The sequence below is a fragment of the Oleiphilus messinensis genome, from assembly GCF_002162375.1.
Classification (GTDB): domain Bacteria; phylum Pseudomonadota; class Gammaproteobacteria; order Pseudomonadales; family Oleiphilaceae; genus Oleiphilus; species Oleiphilus messinensis.
The window spans coordinates 1,084,180-1,100,115 of sequence record NZ_CP021425.1 but is presented as its reverse complement, the minus strand read 5'-3'; the positions used below and the strand labels follow the sequence as shown (position 1 = coordinate 1,100,115).

The 15,936-nt window shown below is 49.6% G+C and carries 13 protein-coding genes; 10 read left to right on the top strand and 3 right to left on the bottom strand.

What is annotated here, in order from left to right; translation table 11 throughout:
* Nucleotides 1–4: 4 nt before the first annotated feature.
* On the top strand, nt 5–535 hold the full coding sequence (ppa, locus tag OLMES_RS04820; protein ID WP_087460211.1) for an inorganic diphosphatase: 531 nt from the start codon (nt 5–7) through the stop codon (nt 533–535).
* Nucleotides 536–635: 100 nt separating this feature from the next.
* Here ppa and OLMES_RS04815 read toward each other — a convergent pair whose 3' ends face one another.
* Together OLMES_RS04815 and OLMES_RS04810 are read right to left on the bottom strand one after the other, a co-directional pair.
* Entirely contained in the window at nt 636–1,628 is a 993-nt protein-coding gene (locus tag OLMES_RS04815) for a DUF2333 family protein (RefSeq protein ID WP_232465262.1), read from the bottom strand.
* Between the two features lie 130 nt (nt 1,629–1,758).
* Complete coding sequence (locus tag OLMES_RS04810) at nt 1,759–3,774, bottom strand: EAL domain-containing protein (RefSeq protein ID WP_087460210.1); 2,016 nt, start codon at nt 3,772–3,774, stop codon at nt 1,759–1,761.
* Between the two features lie 434 nt (nt 3,775–4,208).
* Between OLMES_RS04810 and OLMES_RS04805 the strand changes: the two genes are divergently transcribed.
* The 9 genes from OLMES_RS04805 to ybaK all read left to right on the top strand — a co-directional run bounded on the left by OLMES_RS04805 (nt 4,209) and on the right by ybaK (nt 14,282).
* Nucleotides 4,209–5,825, top strand: a complete 1,617-nt coding sequence (locus OLMES_RS04805) for a diguanylate cyclase (RefSeq protein WP_087460209.1) — start codon at nt 4,209–4,211, stop codon at nt 5,823–5,825.
* 110 nt (nt 5,826–5,935) lie between these two features.
* Nucleotides 5,936–6,379: a type II 3-dehydroquinate dehydratase gene (gene aroQ / locus OLMES_RS04800; RefSeq protein ID WP_087460208.1), complete on the top strand. Its 444-nt coding sequence runs from the start codon at nt 5,936–5,938 to the stop codon at nt 6,377–6,379.
* A gap of 11 nt (nt 6,380–6,390) precedes the next feature.
* Entirely contained in the window at nt 6,391–7,290 is a 900-nt protein-coding gene (gene prmA / locus OLMES_RS04795) for a 50S ribosomal protein L11 methyltransferase (RefSeq protein ID WP_087460207.1), read from the top strand.
* A gap of 196 nt (nt 7,291–7,486) precedes the next feature.
* A complete protein-coding gene (locus OLMES_RS04790) occupies nt 7,487–9,028 on the top strand; it encodes a zinc-ribbon and DUF3426 domain-containing protein (protein ID WP_087460206.1) in 1,542 nt (513 codons plus the stop codon).
* Between the two features lie 220 nt (nt 9,029–9,248).
* Nucleotides 9,249–10,247 carry a tRNA dihydrouridine synthase DusB gene (gene dusB, locus OLMES_RS04785; RefSeq protein ID WP_087460205.1) on the top strand — a complete coding sequence of 333 codons (999 nt, stop codon included), beginning with the start codon at nt 9,249–9,251 and terminating at the stop codon, nt 10,245–10,247.
* Nucleotides 10,244–10,552, top strand: coding sequence for a DNA-binding transcriptional regulator Fis (gene fis / locus OLMES_RS04780; RefSeq protein WP_087460204.1), 309 nt, complete (start codon nt 10,244–10,246; stop codon nt 10,550–10,552). The genes dusB and fis overlap by 4 nt, the downstream gene beginning before the upstream one ends.
* Nucleotides 10,553–10,853: 301 nt before the next feature.
* Nucleotides 10,854–12,431 (top strand): bifunctional phosphoribosylaminoimidazolecarboxamide formyltransferase/IMP cyclohydrolase, encoded by a 1,578-nt coding sequence (purH, locus tag OLMES_RS04775; RefSeq protein WP_087460203.1) that lies wholly within the window; start codon nt 10,854–10,856, stop codon nt 12,429–12,431.
* A gap of 16 nt (nt 12,432–12,447) precedes the next feature.
* Nucleotides 12,448–13,737, top strand: a complete 1,290-nt coding sequence (purD, locus tag OLMES_RS04770; protein WP_087460202.1) for a phosphoribosylamine--glycine ligase — start codon at nt 12,448–12,450, stop codon at nt 13,735–13,737.
* A 74-nt stretch (nt 13,738–13,811) separates the two neighbouring features.
* Nucleotides 13,812–14,282, top strand: coding sequence for a Cys-tRNA(Pro) deacylase (gene ybaK / locus OLMES_RS04765; RefSeq protein WP_087460201.1), 471 nt, complete (start codon nt 13,812–13,814; stop codon nt 14,280–14,282).
* A gap of 36 nt (nt 14,283–14,318) precedes the next feature.
* Here ybaK and OLMES_RS04760 read toward each other — a convergent pair whose 3' ends face one another.
* A complete protein-coding gene (locus OLMES_RS04760; protein ID WP_087460200.1) occupies nt 14,319–15,800 on the bottom strand; it encodes an amidase family protein in 1,482 nt (493 codons plus the stop codon).
* Nucleotides 15,801–15,936: the final 136 nt, after the last annotated feature.

Here is a 15,936-nt window from a genome sequence, read left to right as displayed (position 1 = left end):
GACTATGAACTTCGATAACATCCCTGCGGGCAAAGACGCACCAGAAGACATTTATGTGGCGATTGAAATCCCAGCCAACAGTAGTCCGATCAAGTACGAAATTGACAAAGACATGGGTGCGGTTCTGGTTGACCGATTCATGGCTACTCCGATGTTCTACCCAGCGAACTATGGCTTCATCCCGCACACATTAGCGGATGACGGTGATCCATTGGATGTTTTGGTTGTAACACCATACCCGGTTGCACCAGGATCAGTGATCCGCTGCCGACCAATTGGCGTTCTGAATATGGAAGACGAAGCAGGTGAAGACGCCAAACTGCTTGCCGTTCCTCACGACAAGCTGACTACGCTGTACCATGACGTGAAAGAAATTGAAGACCTGCCAAAATTGCTGGTTGAGCAGATCAAACACTTCTTCGAGAACTACAAAGACCTCGAAACTGGCAAGTGGGTGAAAGTACAAGGCTGGGATAACGCTGATGCCGCACGTCGTGCCATCGTTGGAGCGATTGCAGCATACAACAAAGACTAATCTCGATTAAACGGTCAAGATTAGATCAACAAAAAAGGCGCTGTAACAGCGCCTTTTTTGTTATGGTATGAACCTGATTGATTTCCAGATCACTCCCAAATCAACCTTGCTGCAATAAACTGCGTAAGTCAATAATTGCCGCGTTCGCTCGAGAAATATACGACGCCATTGTCAGAGAGTGGTTAGCCAACATGCCGAAACCACTGCCGTTCAATATCATTGGACTCCACACCGCCTCCTGGGTTGCTTCCAGCTCCAATACGATCTGTTGCAGACTCACGAGGGCATTTTTGTCGATCAAGACCTGTTTGAAGTCCACTTCAATGGCTTTAAGAATATGGATCAGAGCCCAGGCGGTGCCACGCGCTTCATAAAAAATATCGTCAATCTCGAACCAGGACGTTTTTAACTCCTGATAGGCTTCACCTTCGGTTGATTGCTTCGCGGACGGATCACCAGCCAGATCGATATTCAACTGCTGTTTGCCCACGCTCTCACTGAGCCGTTGAGAAAGACTACCCAAACGGGTCTCGACATTCTTCAGCCAATTCCGCAAGTTATCTGCCCGGGCATAAAACTGGGCATGGGAATTTCTGCGATCAGACAAGCGCACAAGGTAACTCTCAAGCGCCTTGATCCCGCGACGATATTCACTCTCCGTTGCCGGAATGGCCCAGCTCTTGTTATCGAAACTGAACTGGGGCTCTGCAATCTTCAGGTCATTATCTTCGATGGACTGACTTTGGGAGCGACTCATATCCTGACGCATTGCACGGGACAGGTCTCGCACTTGTACGAGCACGCCAAACTCCCAGTTTTTGATGTTGTCTAGCCATAACCCCGGCGGAAAATAGTCGTTACTGATGTAGCCACCGGATTTGTTCAACATTTCTGATGCAACCGCAATCAACGTTGCAGTAGTCGTTACGCCAACAATTTTCGTTGGTTCGGCAACCTGCACGCCCAGATCTCGACTGATACTCGTGGCCCGGGATTCTACTTCGAATTCTTCTGGTTCAAAACTCCAATACCAGCCGACGATCAAAGCGATGATTAAATAAATGCCAACCCCAATTCCAATACCTTTTGCCAACACACACCCTCCTTCCGTTACCAGACAAGACAAACAATATACTCGTTGCCCATTTTTCGTGCTCCTTTTTACCCATTGGCTGCCAATCACCAATTGGTATAAAAGCTCTATTTAGACACAAAGATATTGCTCAGAGATTAAAACCATGTTCATTCAGATCAATATGTTCTATCACGCCTTGCAAACCAAATCCAGCCCCCGCATCAACCCCCAGGTTCTGCAAAAGCGTCCACTCGGATTGATCTTCCAAGCCATAAGCCAAAACCCGAACCCCCTGACTATGGGCAACCTGAGAGATTGCACGAATATAAAACTGGTGTTCCTTACTGATCTTGATATTTTCAATAAAATGGCGATCAAGCTTGATCCATTTCGGATGCCAGCGGTGTAAGTAGGAAAAGGGCAACGCTGCCGCACCAAAGCGGTCAATAACCAGTTCTACGCCACTGTGAACGGATAATTTCATCAAGCGGGAAAAGGCAGACTCATCCCGTTGAAGCACAAATTCAGGTATTTCCAGCAGCATGCAATGAGCCGCTGCAGGGTGACGCTCAATTTCGTCCACCAGCCATTGCACAAAGGACTCTTCAAGTAACGAGCGTGTGGATAACGTAAGACCGACTCGAGCACCGTAGTGCAGATGCTCATCCAGCACCTGAATTACTTTTCGAACAATCAATTTGTCGAACTCGGTATGCAAATCAAAGCGATCCACCATCGGCAGAAATACGGCGGCTTCGGTTAACTTATCATTAATCTCCATCCGCGCCAGCGCCTTGTAATAGAGTACGCTCCCGGATTTTGAAAATACACCTTGAAAATGCAGGGCGACGTGCTCTCTGGCAATATAATCCGAAAGCATGCTTTGCCATTCATAGGCCTGCTGTGCCAACACTTCAGGCTGCTGATTGGATGCTTCAAAAAACCGTTGCCAGCCATGATTGCCCTGTTTCTGGGCTGAGCGGAGCGCAAAGTCCGCATTGGATAACGCTTCAGCAAGGTCTTCGCCACTCTCGACAGCAACCAGACCCGCATTAATTACATCATGCCGACACCACTCTCTGAATTCTGCAAGCGATGAGACATTCTGAATAATGGCTTCTGCAAGCCGATTGGCGTCATCATCAGGCATACCCGGAAGGTACACCGCAAAGTCTGCGCCGCTGCGTCGGGCCAGGATCGCACCTTCGGTTTTACAGGATCGAAGCTGCACAATATCTGCAACCCGCTGAATCAATCGATCCCCCGCTTCACGTCCGAATTGGTGGTTGTAATTGGCAAAATCTTTCACCTGAAGCAACAGGATGTTACCCGCGACCACCTCGTCACGGGAGTGCAACCTTGCCGTTAAGCGGCGATCAAACTCGTCCCGCAGCAGTAATCCTGTTAAAGGGTCAAAATGCAATGCCTGCCGGAGACCTTCAATCTGCTCCACCTGCTCACTGAAAATGTCATCCAGCTTTTCGGCCATCCCGTTCATCGCCGAACACAGCATACGTAATTCAACAACGCCGACTTCGGCTATGCGTTTGCTGAAATCTCTTTGCTTGATGGCATCGGCCAGGCCCGTCAGCGACTCAAGGGGCCTGAGGAGGCTGTTTACAATCGCCATCAATGCCACAACCACAAGCAGTAAAGCAAAAGAAAACCAGGCAACCTCAACTTTAAATGTCCACCAAAGCTGCTCCATAGCTTGCGCTTCCGAGGCCTTAACAGATACCGCGCCCAGGACTTTCCAACCGCTTACAACATCGGTCTGGCCCGCGGGAGGATCGAAGGACAACAAACCGGCAAACCAATCCGGTACCATCTCAGAGCGCCGTGCGTCATGTTTGACGAGACGGGCCTCTCCTGCAGCATTCCAGAGAATGACATGTTCAAAAAAACCTCGGTCATACACCGCTTCCAGGAGTGTTGCCGCCTTGACTTCATCCCCTTCTCCAAGCGGCTGGGCTACACTCAATGCCAAAGCCGTCGCAGTATCCTGCACCACATCACTCATTTGCTTTTGCAGAGCATGTCGGGCACTGACCAGATTGAGTACCAGATTTCCCACTAAAAACATGACGAGCAAAACGCCAATTGAAGTGAGCAAAGCAGTTCTGAGCGTGAGCCGCTCTCCCAGAGATTGAATTGTACCCGCCATGGCAGTCGTTAAGCTCTTTTTCAGGGTTAGTTTTTTTTATACCTCGGAGTACCGAGCTGAAACTTGGCACCAGCTTATTTTGCGATGCGATTACACAGTCTGACATTAAACAACTATATTTAACAACAAAGACGCATACTGGATTTCCCAAACAGCAGACTGTATTCCTACAATAATAGTCAAATGCTGACTGAATCCCAGTTCAAAAACAGATAATTAGGTTCAATTAACATTTATACTCTAACTTGAGTTCATAGGTACAGCGGTAGGAACATTTCCGAGTCGACACAAATCACCCGCTCGATGGAATAGGGCTCGCAAACGGGAATGATTAAATTGCATTTGCAAATGAAGTACCTGATAGACCAAAAAGCATCAACAATGGCTGACCAAAAATGGTTCGCTTTCACAGAAACACGCATCAGAGCTTGCCAATGTCTCCGGAAAACCAAAAAGAAAAACTAAAACGACATTTTGCAAAACGTGTTACCACTCAAGCCAGAATCGTTCTGGATACTTGGCAGAGACTCGAAGAGCATGGATGGTTGAACACGGAATGGATTTTGGAATTGCAAGGAGCCGTGCAAAAATTACACAAACTGGCAGAACGGTTCGAGCAGAAAAACTATATCGCAACATCCAAAGCCATTCATACCGCACTATGCAATGCAAAATTCAAAAATGGCCAAATGCGTCCAAAGGATAAAGCCCTGGTCGATGAAGCCACCGAACTACTACGCCGCATCGTCCAGCGTAAAAGCGATACCAATGACCGTACCGATAGTCGGGTGTATATTCGAACTCCCATTTATTTTGCTTCAAATGACACCAAAGCAGCAGAGCGCATCATCAATCAGATGGAGTTTTTCGGGTTCCGCGCAGAATTCTACGGGAACGCAGAGGAGTTAATACACGCTTCAAAATTATGCAAACCCGAAGCCATCGTTATGGACGTTCATTTTGGTGGCCAGACGCTAAGCGGTATTAAAGCAGCCCAGGACGTCCAGGCGCTGCACGATACGCCGATACCCATCATTTACCTCAGCGAGGACGGAGATATCGCAACCCGTCTCGCAGCAGTCAGATCAGGGGGGGAGGAATTTTTTCACCAAACGGTGGATCCCGGGCAACTTATCGAAAAAATCGAGCAATACACCACGGCTAGCCCACAGGAGCCTTATCGCGTTTTAGTACTGGATGACTCAAAAGCGCAATCCAAGTTTATCGAGAATGCTCTGGTTCGATCCGGCATGATTACCCATGTGATAAATGACCCAATGGAAATTTTGATCGCATTGGACGACTTTCTGCCCGAGATCATTATTCTCGATATGTACATGCCGGGTTGTACCGGTATGGAGCTGGCGAAAGTCATTCGCCAGCAGGATCGTCTGCACAGTGTGCCCATTATCTATCTGTCGGCAGAAGATGATGTGAACAAACAATTGCATGCCATGAGCCTGGGTGGGGACGACTTTCTGACCAAACCCATCGACCCGAAGCACTTGAGCGCCACGATTCACAACCGGGGACGGAGGGCTCGTTCACTGTTGGCCTTGATGATTCGAGACAGCCTTACAGGTCTGTACAATCACACACACTCTCTCTATTTGCTGGAAACCGAAATCAGCAAAGCAAAACAAAAGCAAACCTCGCTGTGTTTTGTCATGCTGGACATCGACTACTTCAAACGCATTAACGATACCTATGGCCACCCTATTGGTGACCGTGTCCTGAAGAGTCTCGCCATGTTTCTCAAACAAAGGCTACGAAAAACCGACCATATTGGCCGCTATGGGGGTGAAGAATTCGCCATAGTTCTACCCAGCACCCAGGGCGAAGATGCACGCAATTTGCTGAACGAAATTCGTGACCACTTCTCCAACCTGAAACAACCCGCAGGTGACATTGAATTTCAAGTTACATTCAGTTGTGGCATCGCGATCTATTCGGGGGAGTCCGCTCAGGAACTGAGTGAAAAAGCAGACAAAGCCCTGTATAACTCGAAACACTCCGGAAGGAATCAAGTCACGATTTATCGGCAATCCTGAGCAGTTTTACGAAGACCTAACTTGATGAGAAAGACAAAAGCAGGCAAAATCCTTGCGAGCTGCGTCTAAAGCCACGCTACGCCTGAATTAATTGATTTGGATACTCCCCTATGGCGACAATTCTGGTATTAAACGGCCCCAACCTCAACCTGCTCGGCAGCCGTGAACCAGAGGTTTATGGCTACGAAACCCTAGAGGATATCAACCGACGCCTGCAAGTGCAGTGCGAAGCAGCGGGCCACCACTTTTTGACACTACAAAGCAATGCGGAATATGAATTAATTGAGCGAATCCACGATGCACGGCTGGAGGGCGTTGATTTCATCATTATCAATCCGGCCGCGTTCACGCATACATCCATCGCAATTCGTGACGCACTACTGGGGGTTAATATCCCGTATATTGAAGTTCATTTATCCAATGTTCACGCACGTGAACCTTTTCGCCACCATTCTTATTTTTCGGACAAAGCCAACGGTGTGATCGTTGGCCTGGGTAGTTTTGGATATGAGCTGGCCCTGCAGGCCGCCCTCAGAGTAATTAAAGCAGACTGACAGGAAAAATAATGCCCTGGATACAATTCGTTGTTCGCGCCGAAGAAAAACAAGCCCATCGTGTAGAAGACCTTTTTCTTACCCTGGGTGCCTGCTCAGTTACGTTTACTGATGCAGAAGACCAGCCGGTACTGGAACCGGCACCAGGAGAAACCCCCATTTGGGCACAAACGCAAGTTACCGGGCTATTTGACGCCGGGGTGAACACCACACAAATCACCCAGGCGCTAAGAAGTGCTTACCACAAGCAAACCGGTCAGGAGCTCGCGCAGGTAAATGTAGAGATTCTCGAAGATAAAGATTGGGAACGGGAGTGGATGGAAAACTTTCACCCCATTCGCTGTGGAGAACGACTCTGGATCTGCCCCAGCTGGCGAGAACCACCAGAACCCGATGCGGTTAATTTACTATTAGATCCGGGGCTGGCCTTTGGCACGGGAACACACCCTACCACATTTTTGTGCCTGGAATGGCTGGACAAACAAACGCTGCATCAGCACAAAGTTGTCGATTTTGGCTGTGGCTCTGGTATCTTGGCCATTTCAGCGTTATTGTTGGGGGCAGAGTCCGCGACCGGTATTGATATCGATCCCCAGGCCCTGCTGGCCTCAAGAGAGAACGCCACCCGAAACAACCTGGATCCAGACCGCCTGAAACTCTATCTACCCACTGAGCTTGAGCCAGATAATTCTGTCGCAGGCGATATTGTTATTGCCAACATTCTTGCTCAGCCACTACTGCAATTAGCCGATCAAATTTCCAATATGGTGAAACCCGGCGGAAAGCTCGCATTGAGTGGCATAATTGCCAATCAAGCAGAACAGATCATTGCACGCTACCAATCCGATTTCGACCTCGATCCGGTCAGGGAAAAAGATGACTGGGTCTTGATTTCGGGTACCCGCCGATAGGACGAAAACACGGACGTAAAGCGCGAATTTAGATAAGTTGCACGAGATAAACGAGACACGACTCAAGGGAGCGGCTAGACTTCTAGAGAATGCCCAGCCATGCTCAAGAGTTCAAACTACTGGAAATCACCTGTTTCTAAACAGAAATATATGACTATTAAAATGCCAGCCATGTTGATGATTTAGAAGGGATGCAATGAGCGAACATTATTTGACGCAGTGCCCTAACTGTGGCGCTACATTTAAACTTCAGGAAAAGCATCTAAATGCCGCCGGTGGAAAAGTTCGCTGTGGCTCCTGTATGAAGGTATTCAATGCACGAGATCACCTCCTCACGACCACCAGCAGCCCGACACCACAAACTGCGGCAACCGAACAACCTCTCAGTTCAATTGAGCGAGCTGGATCCGTAATCGCAAGCCAGGCTCAGCACCAGGATGAGCCAATACAACCCATTTCGAGTCAAGGCAACGAAGCGAATCCGAGCCCGTTGTCTTTTGCAAGTACTGACACTGCAACCCGCTCGGGCAGCTCGAGCAAAAATATCGACAATGACGAAATTGGCTGGAAGTTTGACGAGTCTGTCTCCTCAACGGAGAAATCTTCCCCCACGGAAAGCGAACTGGAAAAAGCCCTTGAGGATGATACTGAATTTATGTTTCAGGACGACCCGGACGCAGACGCGGAAGAAGAAAGCTATACCGGATCGAACGCAACATCGAGTGATGATGAGTTCAGCACATCCTTCCTTGAAATTGACAATGAGAAAAGCCATCAGTTTTCAGATGCGTTGGATGATGCTGAAGAGCAAGAATCTGGACCAACATCAGATGAACAATGGGCAGAGAAAATGCTGGAAGAGCTGGAATCGAGTCCGGCCCGTCAAAATGTGACAACGAAAAAAGAACCTGAAGACACTTTCGCTGCGTCGCCCGAACCATCGTCCACTCACACGTATGATCAATCCGTATCCACCCAACGACCCCAGTATGCTGAGCCTTCAGCGACACCTTCAGTGACACCAACAAATCCGGCCCCGGAATCAGCCTATACCCGCACCGCGGAATTCAGCGTAGAGCACCACCACGGAAGCCAGCCAAGCCCCCATAACCGGGAAAATGATTTACAGGACTATTCACGTCGTCACGATGCAGAATCGCCTTTCAATAATTTGAAAATCGACCCGATACAAGCAGCGAGTCACTCTCGAAACAAAGTAGTACGAGCAATTGTCTGGCTGTGCATTATCGCCGCTCTCACTATCGGATTGATCACCCAGCTTGCCTGGATGCACTTCGACAAGCTGGTGCAATACCCTAAATTGCGCCCCATTTACGCGCTTGCCTGTAAGTATGCAAATTGCCAACTACCAGAGCTCGTCGATTTAAGCCAGATCAAGAGCCAGAACCTGATCGTTCGGAGTCACCCGACCGTAAAAAAAGCACTTATCATCGACGCGGTCATTGTAAATCAGGCAACATTCGAACAACCCTTCCCGAAGATTGGATTGCACTTTTCTGATATCAATAACAATATCGTCGCTGAACGTATTTTTTTCCCGAAAGAGTACCTTACTGGAGATGCTGAAGGGATGACGATCATGCCAAGCGGTGTTCCGGTACATTTGGCCATAGAAGTGCAAGACCCCGGACGTAAAGCAGTCAACTATTCGATTAGTTTTCACGCGAACGCCGGCCCGGGCGAGCCGAACAGCCCCGCTCAAAACCCATCCCCCTGAGGTTGGGTTTTCCAATCCAAAATGGATCTGGTGTGGTAATTGCTAGGCAAAAGCACTTTTTTTGAACAATCAATCCGGTATGGATTGAAAAACAGTCCATTTGTCAACCAGCATGCACAAAAAATAATCGAAAAATAGAGGAAAAAGGGCCTTTAATCGGATAAGCTGTCCGAGTATTATAGGCACCCCTTGAATTTGGGCCGGTTGGAGAATTTATCACATGCCAAGTATTGGTCCTTATGAGCTCGAGAATAAGTTGATTCTCGCGCCAATGGCAGGGGTCACAGACAGACCTTTTCGTCAGCTTTGCCGACAGCAAGGCGCAGCACTGGCGGTGTCAGAGATGGTTATCTCGGACACGCGGTTCTGGAACACACGAAAATCAAAATTCCGGCTGAATCACGAGGGTGAAGACGCGCCAATAAGCGTTCAGATCGCTGGCGCAGAACCCGGATTGATGGCCGAAGCCGCTCGGGAGAATGTAAAGCGAGGGGCGCAAATAATCGACATCAATATGGGGTGTCCAGCCAAGAAGGTTTGCAACAAGGCAGCCGGCTCCGCCCTCATGCGCGATGAGCCTCTGGTAGCAGAAATACTCAAAGCTGTGGTTAACGCGGTCGATGTACCCGTAACCCTCAAAATGAGAACGGGCTGGAGCCCTGATCACCGCAACGCCGTAACCATCGCCAAACTGGCAGAAAGTATTGGGATTCAGGCGCTTGCCATCCATGGACGAACCCGAAGTTGCGGATATACCGGCAATGCTGAATACGACACGATTGCAGCAGTAAAGCAGGCTGTATGTATTCCTGTATTTGCCAACGGTGACATTGACTCACCGGAAAAAGCCAAACTTGTGCTGGATACAACTGGCGCGGACGGCCTGCTCATTGGCCGTGCGGCCCAAGGTCGCCCATGGATATTCAATGAGATTAACCACTACCTGGCGACGGGGGAGCAACTCGCCCCTCCTTCAGTTGAGTCGGTTAGAGATATATTGCTAAACCATATTATTGAACTGCATGCTTTTTATGGCGAATTGATGGGAGTCAGAATTGCACGAAAGCACGTGACCTGGTATTTGAAAACCATGGACGATGCAAAGCAGTTCAGAAAAACCTTTAATACGTTGGAGCAGGCAGAAGCTCAGAAAGAGCAACTTCAGAACTATTTCGAAACAATGATCAAAAAAAGTAACGGAGAGGAAAAAGCCGCATGACAACTGACACGATTGCAGAAAATCAAGCTGTTGCGAGCACGGACTCAAGCTTCCAGTTTAATACTGAAGTCGCACCCAATGTAACCCTGCGGGACAGTGTCGAAAAATCACTGGAAAACTACTTTGCACAAATTGATGGCGCACCGGTAACAGACGTTTATCAATTGGTTCTATCTGAGGTGGAAGCACCACTTCTGGAACAGGTTATGCGTTACACGCGTAACAACCAGACCAAAGCATCAGTTATGCTGGGCCTCAACCGCGGAACATTGCGCAAGAAGCTGAAACAATACGGATTACTGTAAGCACAACTGAATCAACGTACGCACCTGATCCAGACCTGTACCCGACCGCTTGGCTCAATGCCAAGCGGGGCACGAACCAAACGGAACATTTACCACAAACCGAACGGGTATCACCAACGACCACCGCGCAGAATAATGACCCGCCCAAGGTTATGGTCTAAACTCCGAACAAACTTCATGGCTCGTTGCTTGAACAACGTAACATGTGCAAAGCTACGCTCAACAACCTGCCGCTTAATCTGATGCCTCCAGAGGCTGCAGATGCAACCAATTTAAGACGCAACCGTATAAAGAAAGCAACATGACTGATAAGCACAACTTCGTAAAGCGAGCACTAATCAGTGTTTCTGACAAGACTGGCATCGTTGAATTCGCCCAGGAACTTACTACACTTGGCATCGAAATTCTGTCCACTGGCGGCACCTATAAACTTCTGAAGGACAATGGTGTTCCGGCGATCGAAGTCTCAGACCATACCGGATTTCCAGAAATGATGGCTGGTCGTGTCAAAACACTGCACCCGAAGATACATGGCGGCATTCTGGGCCGCAGAGGTACAGACGACGACGTGATGGCAGAGCATAACATCGCTCCGATTGATATGGTCGTCGTAAACCTTTACCCGTTTGAAGCAACCATCGCCAGACCGGATTGCGATTTACCTATGGCAATCGAAAATATCGATATTGGCGGCCCAACAATGGTTCGCTCCGCAGCCAAAAACCATCAGGATGTCGCGATCATTGTCGATGCACTGGATTATGATTCGATTCTGGAAGAGCTGAAGAATAACCAGAGCGCATTGAGCTACCAGAGACGATTCGATCTCGCGGTAAAAGCATTTGAGCACACCTCCGCCTATGATGGTGCAATTGCCAACTACCTCGGTCTCAAAGTGAGCGATAACGAATCAGATACATTTCCTCGCACATTCAACACCCAGTACGTTAAAGCCCAGGATATGCGTTATGGTGAAAATCCTCACCAACGCGCTGCATTTTATGTGGAACGTAATCCGGAGGAGGCCAGTGTTGCTACTGCAGTGCAAATTCAGGGTAAGGCGCTATCTTACAATAACGTCGCCGATACCGATGCAGCCTTCGAATGTGTCAAACCTTTTGCGGATCCCGCATGCGTTATCGTCAAGCACGCGAACCCTTGCGGTGTTGCCATCGGTGCAGATATCGACCAAGCCTATGACCTCGCCTATGCAACAGACCCAACCTCAGCATTTGGTGGCATCATCGCCTTCAATCGCGAATTGGATGGTGGCACGGCGCAAAAAATCATCGAGCGGCAGTTTGTCGAAGTCATTATCGCGCCATCAATCTCCGAAGATGCCAAAGCGGTTGTGGCCAGCAAACAAAATGTCCGCTTGCTCGAAAGCGGCGCGATCAACTCTGAACGCGTGCCCGGCTTTGACTACAAACGCGTGAATGGCGGCTTGCTGGTTCAAGATCGTGACCTGGGCATGGTAGATCATTCAGCGCTGCAGATGGTGACTGAAAGAGCACCTACCGAGCAAGAGCTAAACGACCTGCTGTTTGCCTGGGAAGTTGCTAAATTTGTTAAATCCAACGCAATTGTCTATGCCAAAAACGGTCGTACCATCGGCGTTGGTGCAGGGCAAATGAGCCGGGTTTACAGTGCCAAAATTGCCGGAATAAAAGCCGGTGATGAAGGCTTGGAAGTAAAAGGTTCTGTTATGGCTTCGGATGCGTTTTTCCCGTTCAGAGATGGCATTGATGCCGCCGCTGCAGCCGGAATCACAGCGGTAATTCAGCCAGGTGGTTCAATGCGGGACCAGGAAGTCATTGACGCCGCAAATGAGCATGGCATCGCCATGGTATTTACCGGTATGCGCCATTTCAGGCACTAAACAAAGTGGATTGATTATGAAAGTACTTATCATTGGTAGCGGTGGGCGCGAACATGCACTGGCCTGGAAGGTCGCCCAAACAGCAGCTGTAGAGGCTGTATTCGTTGCCCCCGGGAATGCCGGAACAGCACTGGAGCCTAAACTCGAAAATATCGATATTGGCGTTCAGGATTTAGCAGCACTTGCCGAGTTTGCCGAAAGCAATGCAATCGATTTAACTATCGTTGGACCCGAAGCGCCTCTTGTTGAGGGTGTTGTAGACTTGTTTCAGTCAAAAGGCCTTAAAATATTCGGCCCAAGCCATGCTGCAGCCCAGCTTGAAGGCTCAAAAGCCTTTACTAAAGACTTCCTGGCCCGACAAAATATTCCAACAGCAGCATACCAGAATTTTACGGATGTCGATGCCGCACTGGATTACCTGCAGCAACAGGGCGCACCAATTGTGGTAAAAGCGGACGGTCTGGCTGCCGGAAAAGGGGTCATCGTGGCCATGACCCTGGAAGAAGCGGAAGCAGCAGTGAAGGATATGCTTGCCGGAAACAAGTTTGGTGATGCTGGACATCGAGTTGTTATCGAAGAATTCCTCGAAGGTGAAGAAGCCAGCTTTATTGTGATGGTTGATGGTAAGAACGTACTACCAATGGCAACCAGCCAGGATCACAAACGCGTAGGCGATGGTGATACTGGCCCCAATACAGGTGGAATGGGAGCATATTCCCCTGCCCCGGTGGTAACAGATTCAGTCTATCAGCGAATTATGGATGAAGTAATCTATCCTACTGTTGAAGGCATGGCCGCCGAGGGTAATCCTTATACCGGGTTCTTGTATGCAGGCTTGATGATCACCGCGGAAGGCGCTCCGAAAGTCATTGAATACAACTGCCGCTTCGGAGATCCCGAAACCCAACCAATTATGATGCGCCTGCAATCCGACCTTGCATCTTTATGCCTTGCGGCAATCGATGGCAAGCTGGATCAGGTCGAATCAAAGTGGGATGAACGCGCCGCTGTTGGTGTTGTACTGGCTGCTGGAGGGTATCCAGGCGCGTATGGAAAGGGCGATGTAATAGCCGGCCTTGACCAGACAGTCCCCAACGCGAAAGTATTTCATGCCGGTACCAAAACCGAAAACAATGATGTCGTGACTCAAGGTGGACGGGTTCTGTGCTCAACGGCGCTTGGGAATACCGTATCGGAAGCGGCAGCAATCGCCTACCAACAAGCTGAAAAGATTAGCTGGAAGGGGAGTTTCTATCGCAAGGATATCGCGTATCGCGCGATCGCCAGAGAGAAAGCAGGCTCCTGACCTCCTTTTAACCTTTAACCCTCAGAGAAGCCAACACGACCTGTTGGCTTCTCTGTACAGGTCAGTACCGTGCTATGACCCCCGCGATTACCTTATTAAAAAAGCAAAAGATCACTTGCACAATCCACGAGTATCAGCACGATCCGCAAACGCCTTCGTATGGTCTGGAAGCAGCAGAAAAACTGGGCATTGAGCCTGACCGGGTTTTTAAGACGCTGATTGCCACCCTCAATACAGGTGATTTGGTCGTCGCAATTCTTCCGGTCACCAGTCAACTCAACTTGAAAGCACTGGCCAAGCTGGCGGGCGCAAAAAAAGCAGAAATGGCGGACACCCAAAAAGCGCAAAGTGCCACAGGATACCTGGTAGGCGGTATTAGCCCGATCGGCCAAAAGCGGCGTTTGGCCACATACCTTGACCGAAGCGCAGAGCAGTCCAGCACAATTTTTGTCAGTGCTGGAAAGCGGGGCCTGGAGGTCGAGCTTTCACCCTCGGATCTGATTAACGTCACACAAGCCCAAACAGGGCTGCTGCAACAGGTTTAGCCCCTGACGCGAGCAGCCCCAGTGCCTGCAAGTAGATTAGAAAAAAGCGGCAGGTCGGGCGATAGGGCCAGTCAACGACGCCAGTACTTTCGCAAAAGCAAAGCAGTTTGCGTCTCGGTAACGCGCCCCCACAATCTGGATGTTTATCGGCATGCCCTGTGAGCTAACTGCAATCGGAGCAGATGTCGCAGGCAACCCCAGCGCAGTTGCGAGAGCGATCCACGGCAAATGATCCGTATAGGGCCGAGTTCTGCCGTTGACCCGGATCTGGCGGCGATGAACGGCACGTTCATTATCGTGGGTAATCGCCGTCGTCGGGACAATGGGGGTCAGGAGTACATCATATTGACTGAAGAGGTACTCACTTTTCTCGATCAGTCGCCAGCGCCTCTCATTGCAACGCTGCCAATCCGCATAACTCATGGCCATCCCCGCGAAGAACTCCTCCATGTGAGCTCCGGCACCGAAGTACTCGCCAAAACGCTGAATCAAGGGCCCTGCGGCTTTTAATTGAAGACGTTGCCACTTACCGGCGGTATTCGATAGTTGTGCGCCCAGTAATCGAAGATAGAGCTTGTAAACACGCTCAAAACTGAACTCCTCCGGCGCGCCGATATCCACCTGAATCCCAGCACTTTTCATTACGTCCAATAAATGGCTGTACGCATTCATAACGGACGCATCCAGCGGACAAAGTGTTTCATCCATCCAGAAACGAACTCGAAACTGGGCCGGTTTCTTTTTCGTACAACGCGGCAGCTTTACCGGCCCGCGACGGGCTTCGATTTCCGTGCAGCCTTGCACCACCGACATCAGCAACTCCAGATCCTCCGCACACCGGGCAAGTGGGCCTGCCACTGCGAGATCAGGCTCTGAAAGCACGCCAGGCGGGCCTGGAATGTGTCCACGCAAACTGATCACACCCTGCGTGGGTTTGTGACCATAGACCCCGCAGTAATGTGCTGGCGTTCGGATTGACCCGCCGATATCACTTCCCAATTCGATTGGCGTTATCCCTGCCGCCAGAGCCGCAGCGGCACCACCGGAAGAACCTCCCGGTGTACATTGCAAATTCCATGGATTATTGGTTTGGCCATATACCGAATTGTAGCTCTGGAAGTCTGTGGCGAAACGCGGAACATTGGTCTTGCCAAAGACGATTGCCCCGGCATCAATCATTTTTTGAACAGCAACAGCATTACGCTTTGACAGATGCTCGCGCAAGGACGATGACCCGCAGACCGTTGGCATTCCAACCACTTCATAGGTATCTTTAATAGTCACCGGCAAACCATGCAACGCACCTAAAGTAGCACCTGACTGCTGTTTCACATCGGCAAGCCTGGCCTGCTCTCGTGCAATTTCAATGTTTTGTGCAACCACGGCATTTAAGGATGGATTGTGTTGTTCAAGTCGAGCCAGAAAGTGCTCCAGAACATCCCGGGATCGGAGCTCTCCAGCTTTCATGCCTGATATTATGGCGCCCGCAGAGGCCGTGTTCAGATCAAGGTTGGTCATATTGCTTTTCACTTGGGGTCGGATCTAAAGAAGGATAAAACAATCATGACACATTCAATCATTACCGATTCGATGCCACAATGACTCTAACGTCCTCATGAGATGACATTAAGGTCAGCAAAGCGAGATTTTGAAG

What these genes read in the sequence shown, in the direction of transcription:
- ppa (WP_087460211.1), top strand. Translation starts at nt 5, where the DNA reads ATGAACTTCGATAACATCCCTGCGGGCAAAGACGCACCAGAAGACATT.
- OLMES_RS04810 (WP_087460210.1), bottom strand. Translation starts at nt 3,774, where the DNA reads ATGGCGGGTACAATTCAATCTCTGGGAGAGCGGCTCACGCTCAGAACT.
- OLMES_RS04805 (WP_087460209.1), top strand. Translation starts at nt 4,209, where the DNA reads ATGTCTCCGGAAAACCAAAAAGAAAAACTAAAACGACATTTTGCAAAA.
- aroQ (WP_087460208.1), top strand. Translation starts at nt 5,936, where the DNA reads ATGGCGACAATTCTGGTATTAAACGGCCCCAACCTCAACCTGCTCGGC.
- prmA (WP_087460207.1), top strand. Translation starts at nt 6,391, where the DNA reads ATGCCCTGGATACAATTCGTTGTTCGCGCCGAAGAAAAACAAGCCCAT.
- OLMES_RS04790 (WP_087460206.1), top strand. Translation starts at nt 7,487, where the DNA reads ATGAGCGAACATTATTTGACGCAGTGCCCTAACTGTGGCGCTACATTT.
- dusB (WP_087460205.1), top strand. Translation starts at nt 9,249, where the DNA reads ATGCCAAGTATTGGTCCTTATGAGCTCGAGAATAAGTTGATTCTCGCG.
- fis (WP_087460204.1), top strand. Translation starts at nt 10,244, where the DNA reads ATGACAACTGACACGATTGCAGAAAATCAAGCTGTTGCGAGCACGGAC.
- purH (WP_087460203.1), top strand. Translation starts at nt 10,854, where the DNA reads ATGACTGATAAGCACAACTTCGTAAAGCGAGCACTAATCAGTGTTTCT.
- purD (WP_087460202.1), top strand. Translation starts at nt 12,448, where the DNA reads ATGAAAGTACTTATCATTGGTAGCGGTGGGCGCGAACATGCACTGGCC.
- ybaK (WP_087460201.1), top strand. Translation starts at nt 13,812, where the DNA reads ATGACCCCCGCGATTACCTTATTAAAAAAGCAAAAGATCACTTGCACA.
- OLMES_RS04760 (WP_087460200.1), bottom strand. Translation starts at nt 15,800, where the DNA reads ATGACCAACCTTGATCTGAACACGGCCTCTGCGGGCGCCATAATATCA.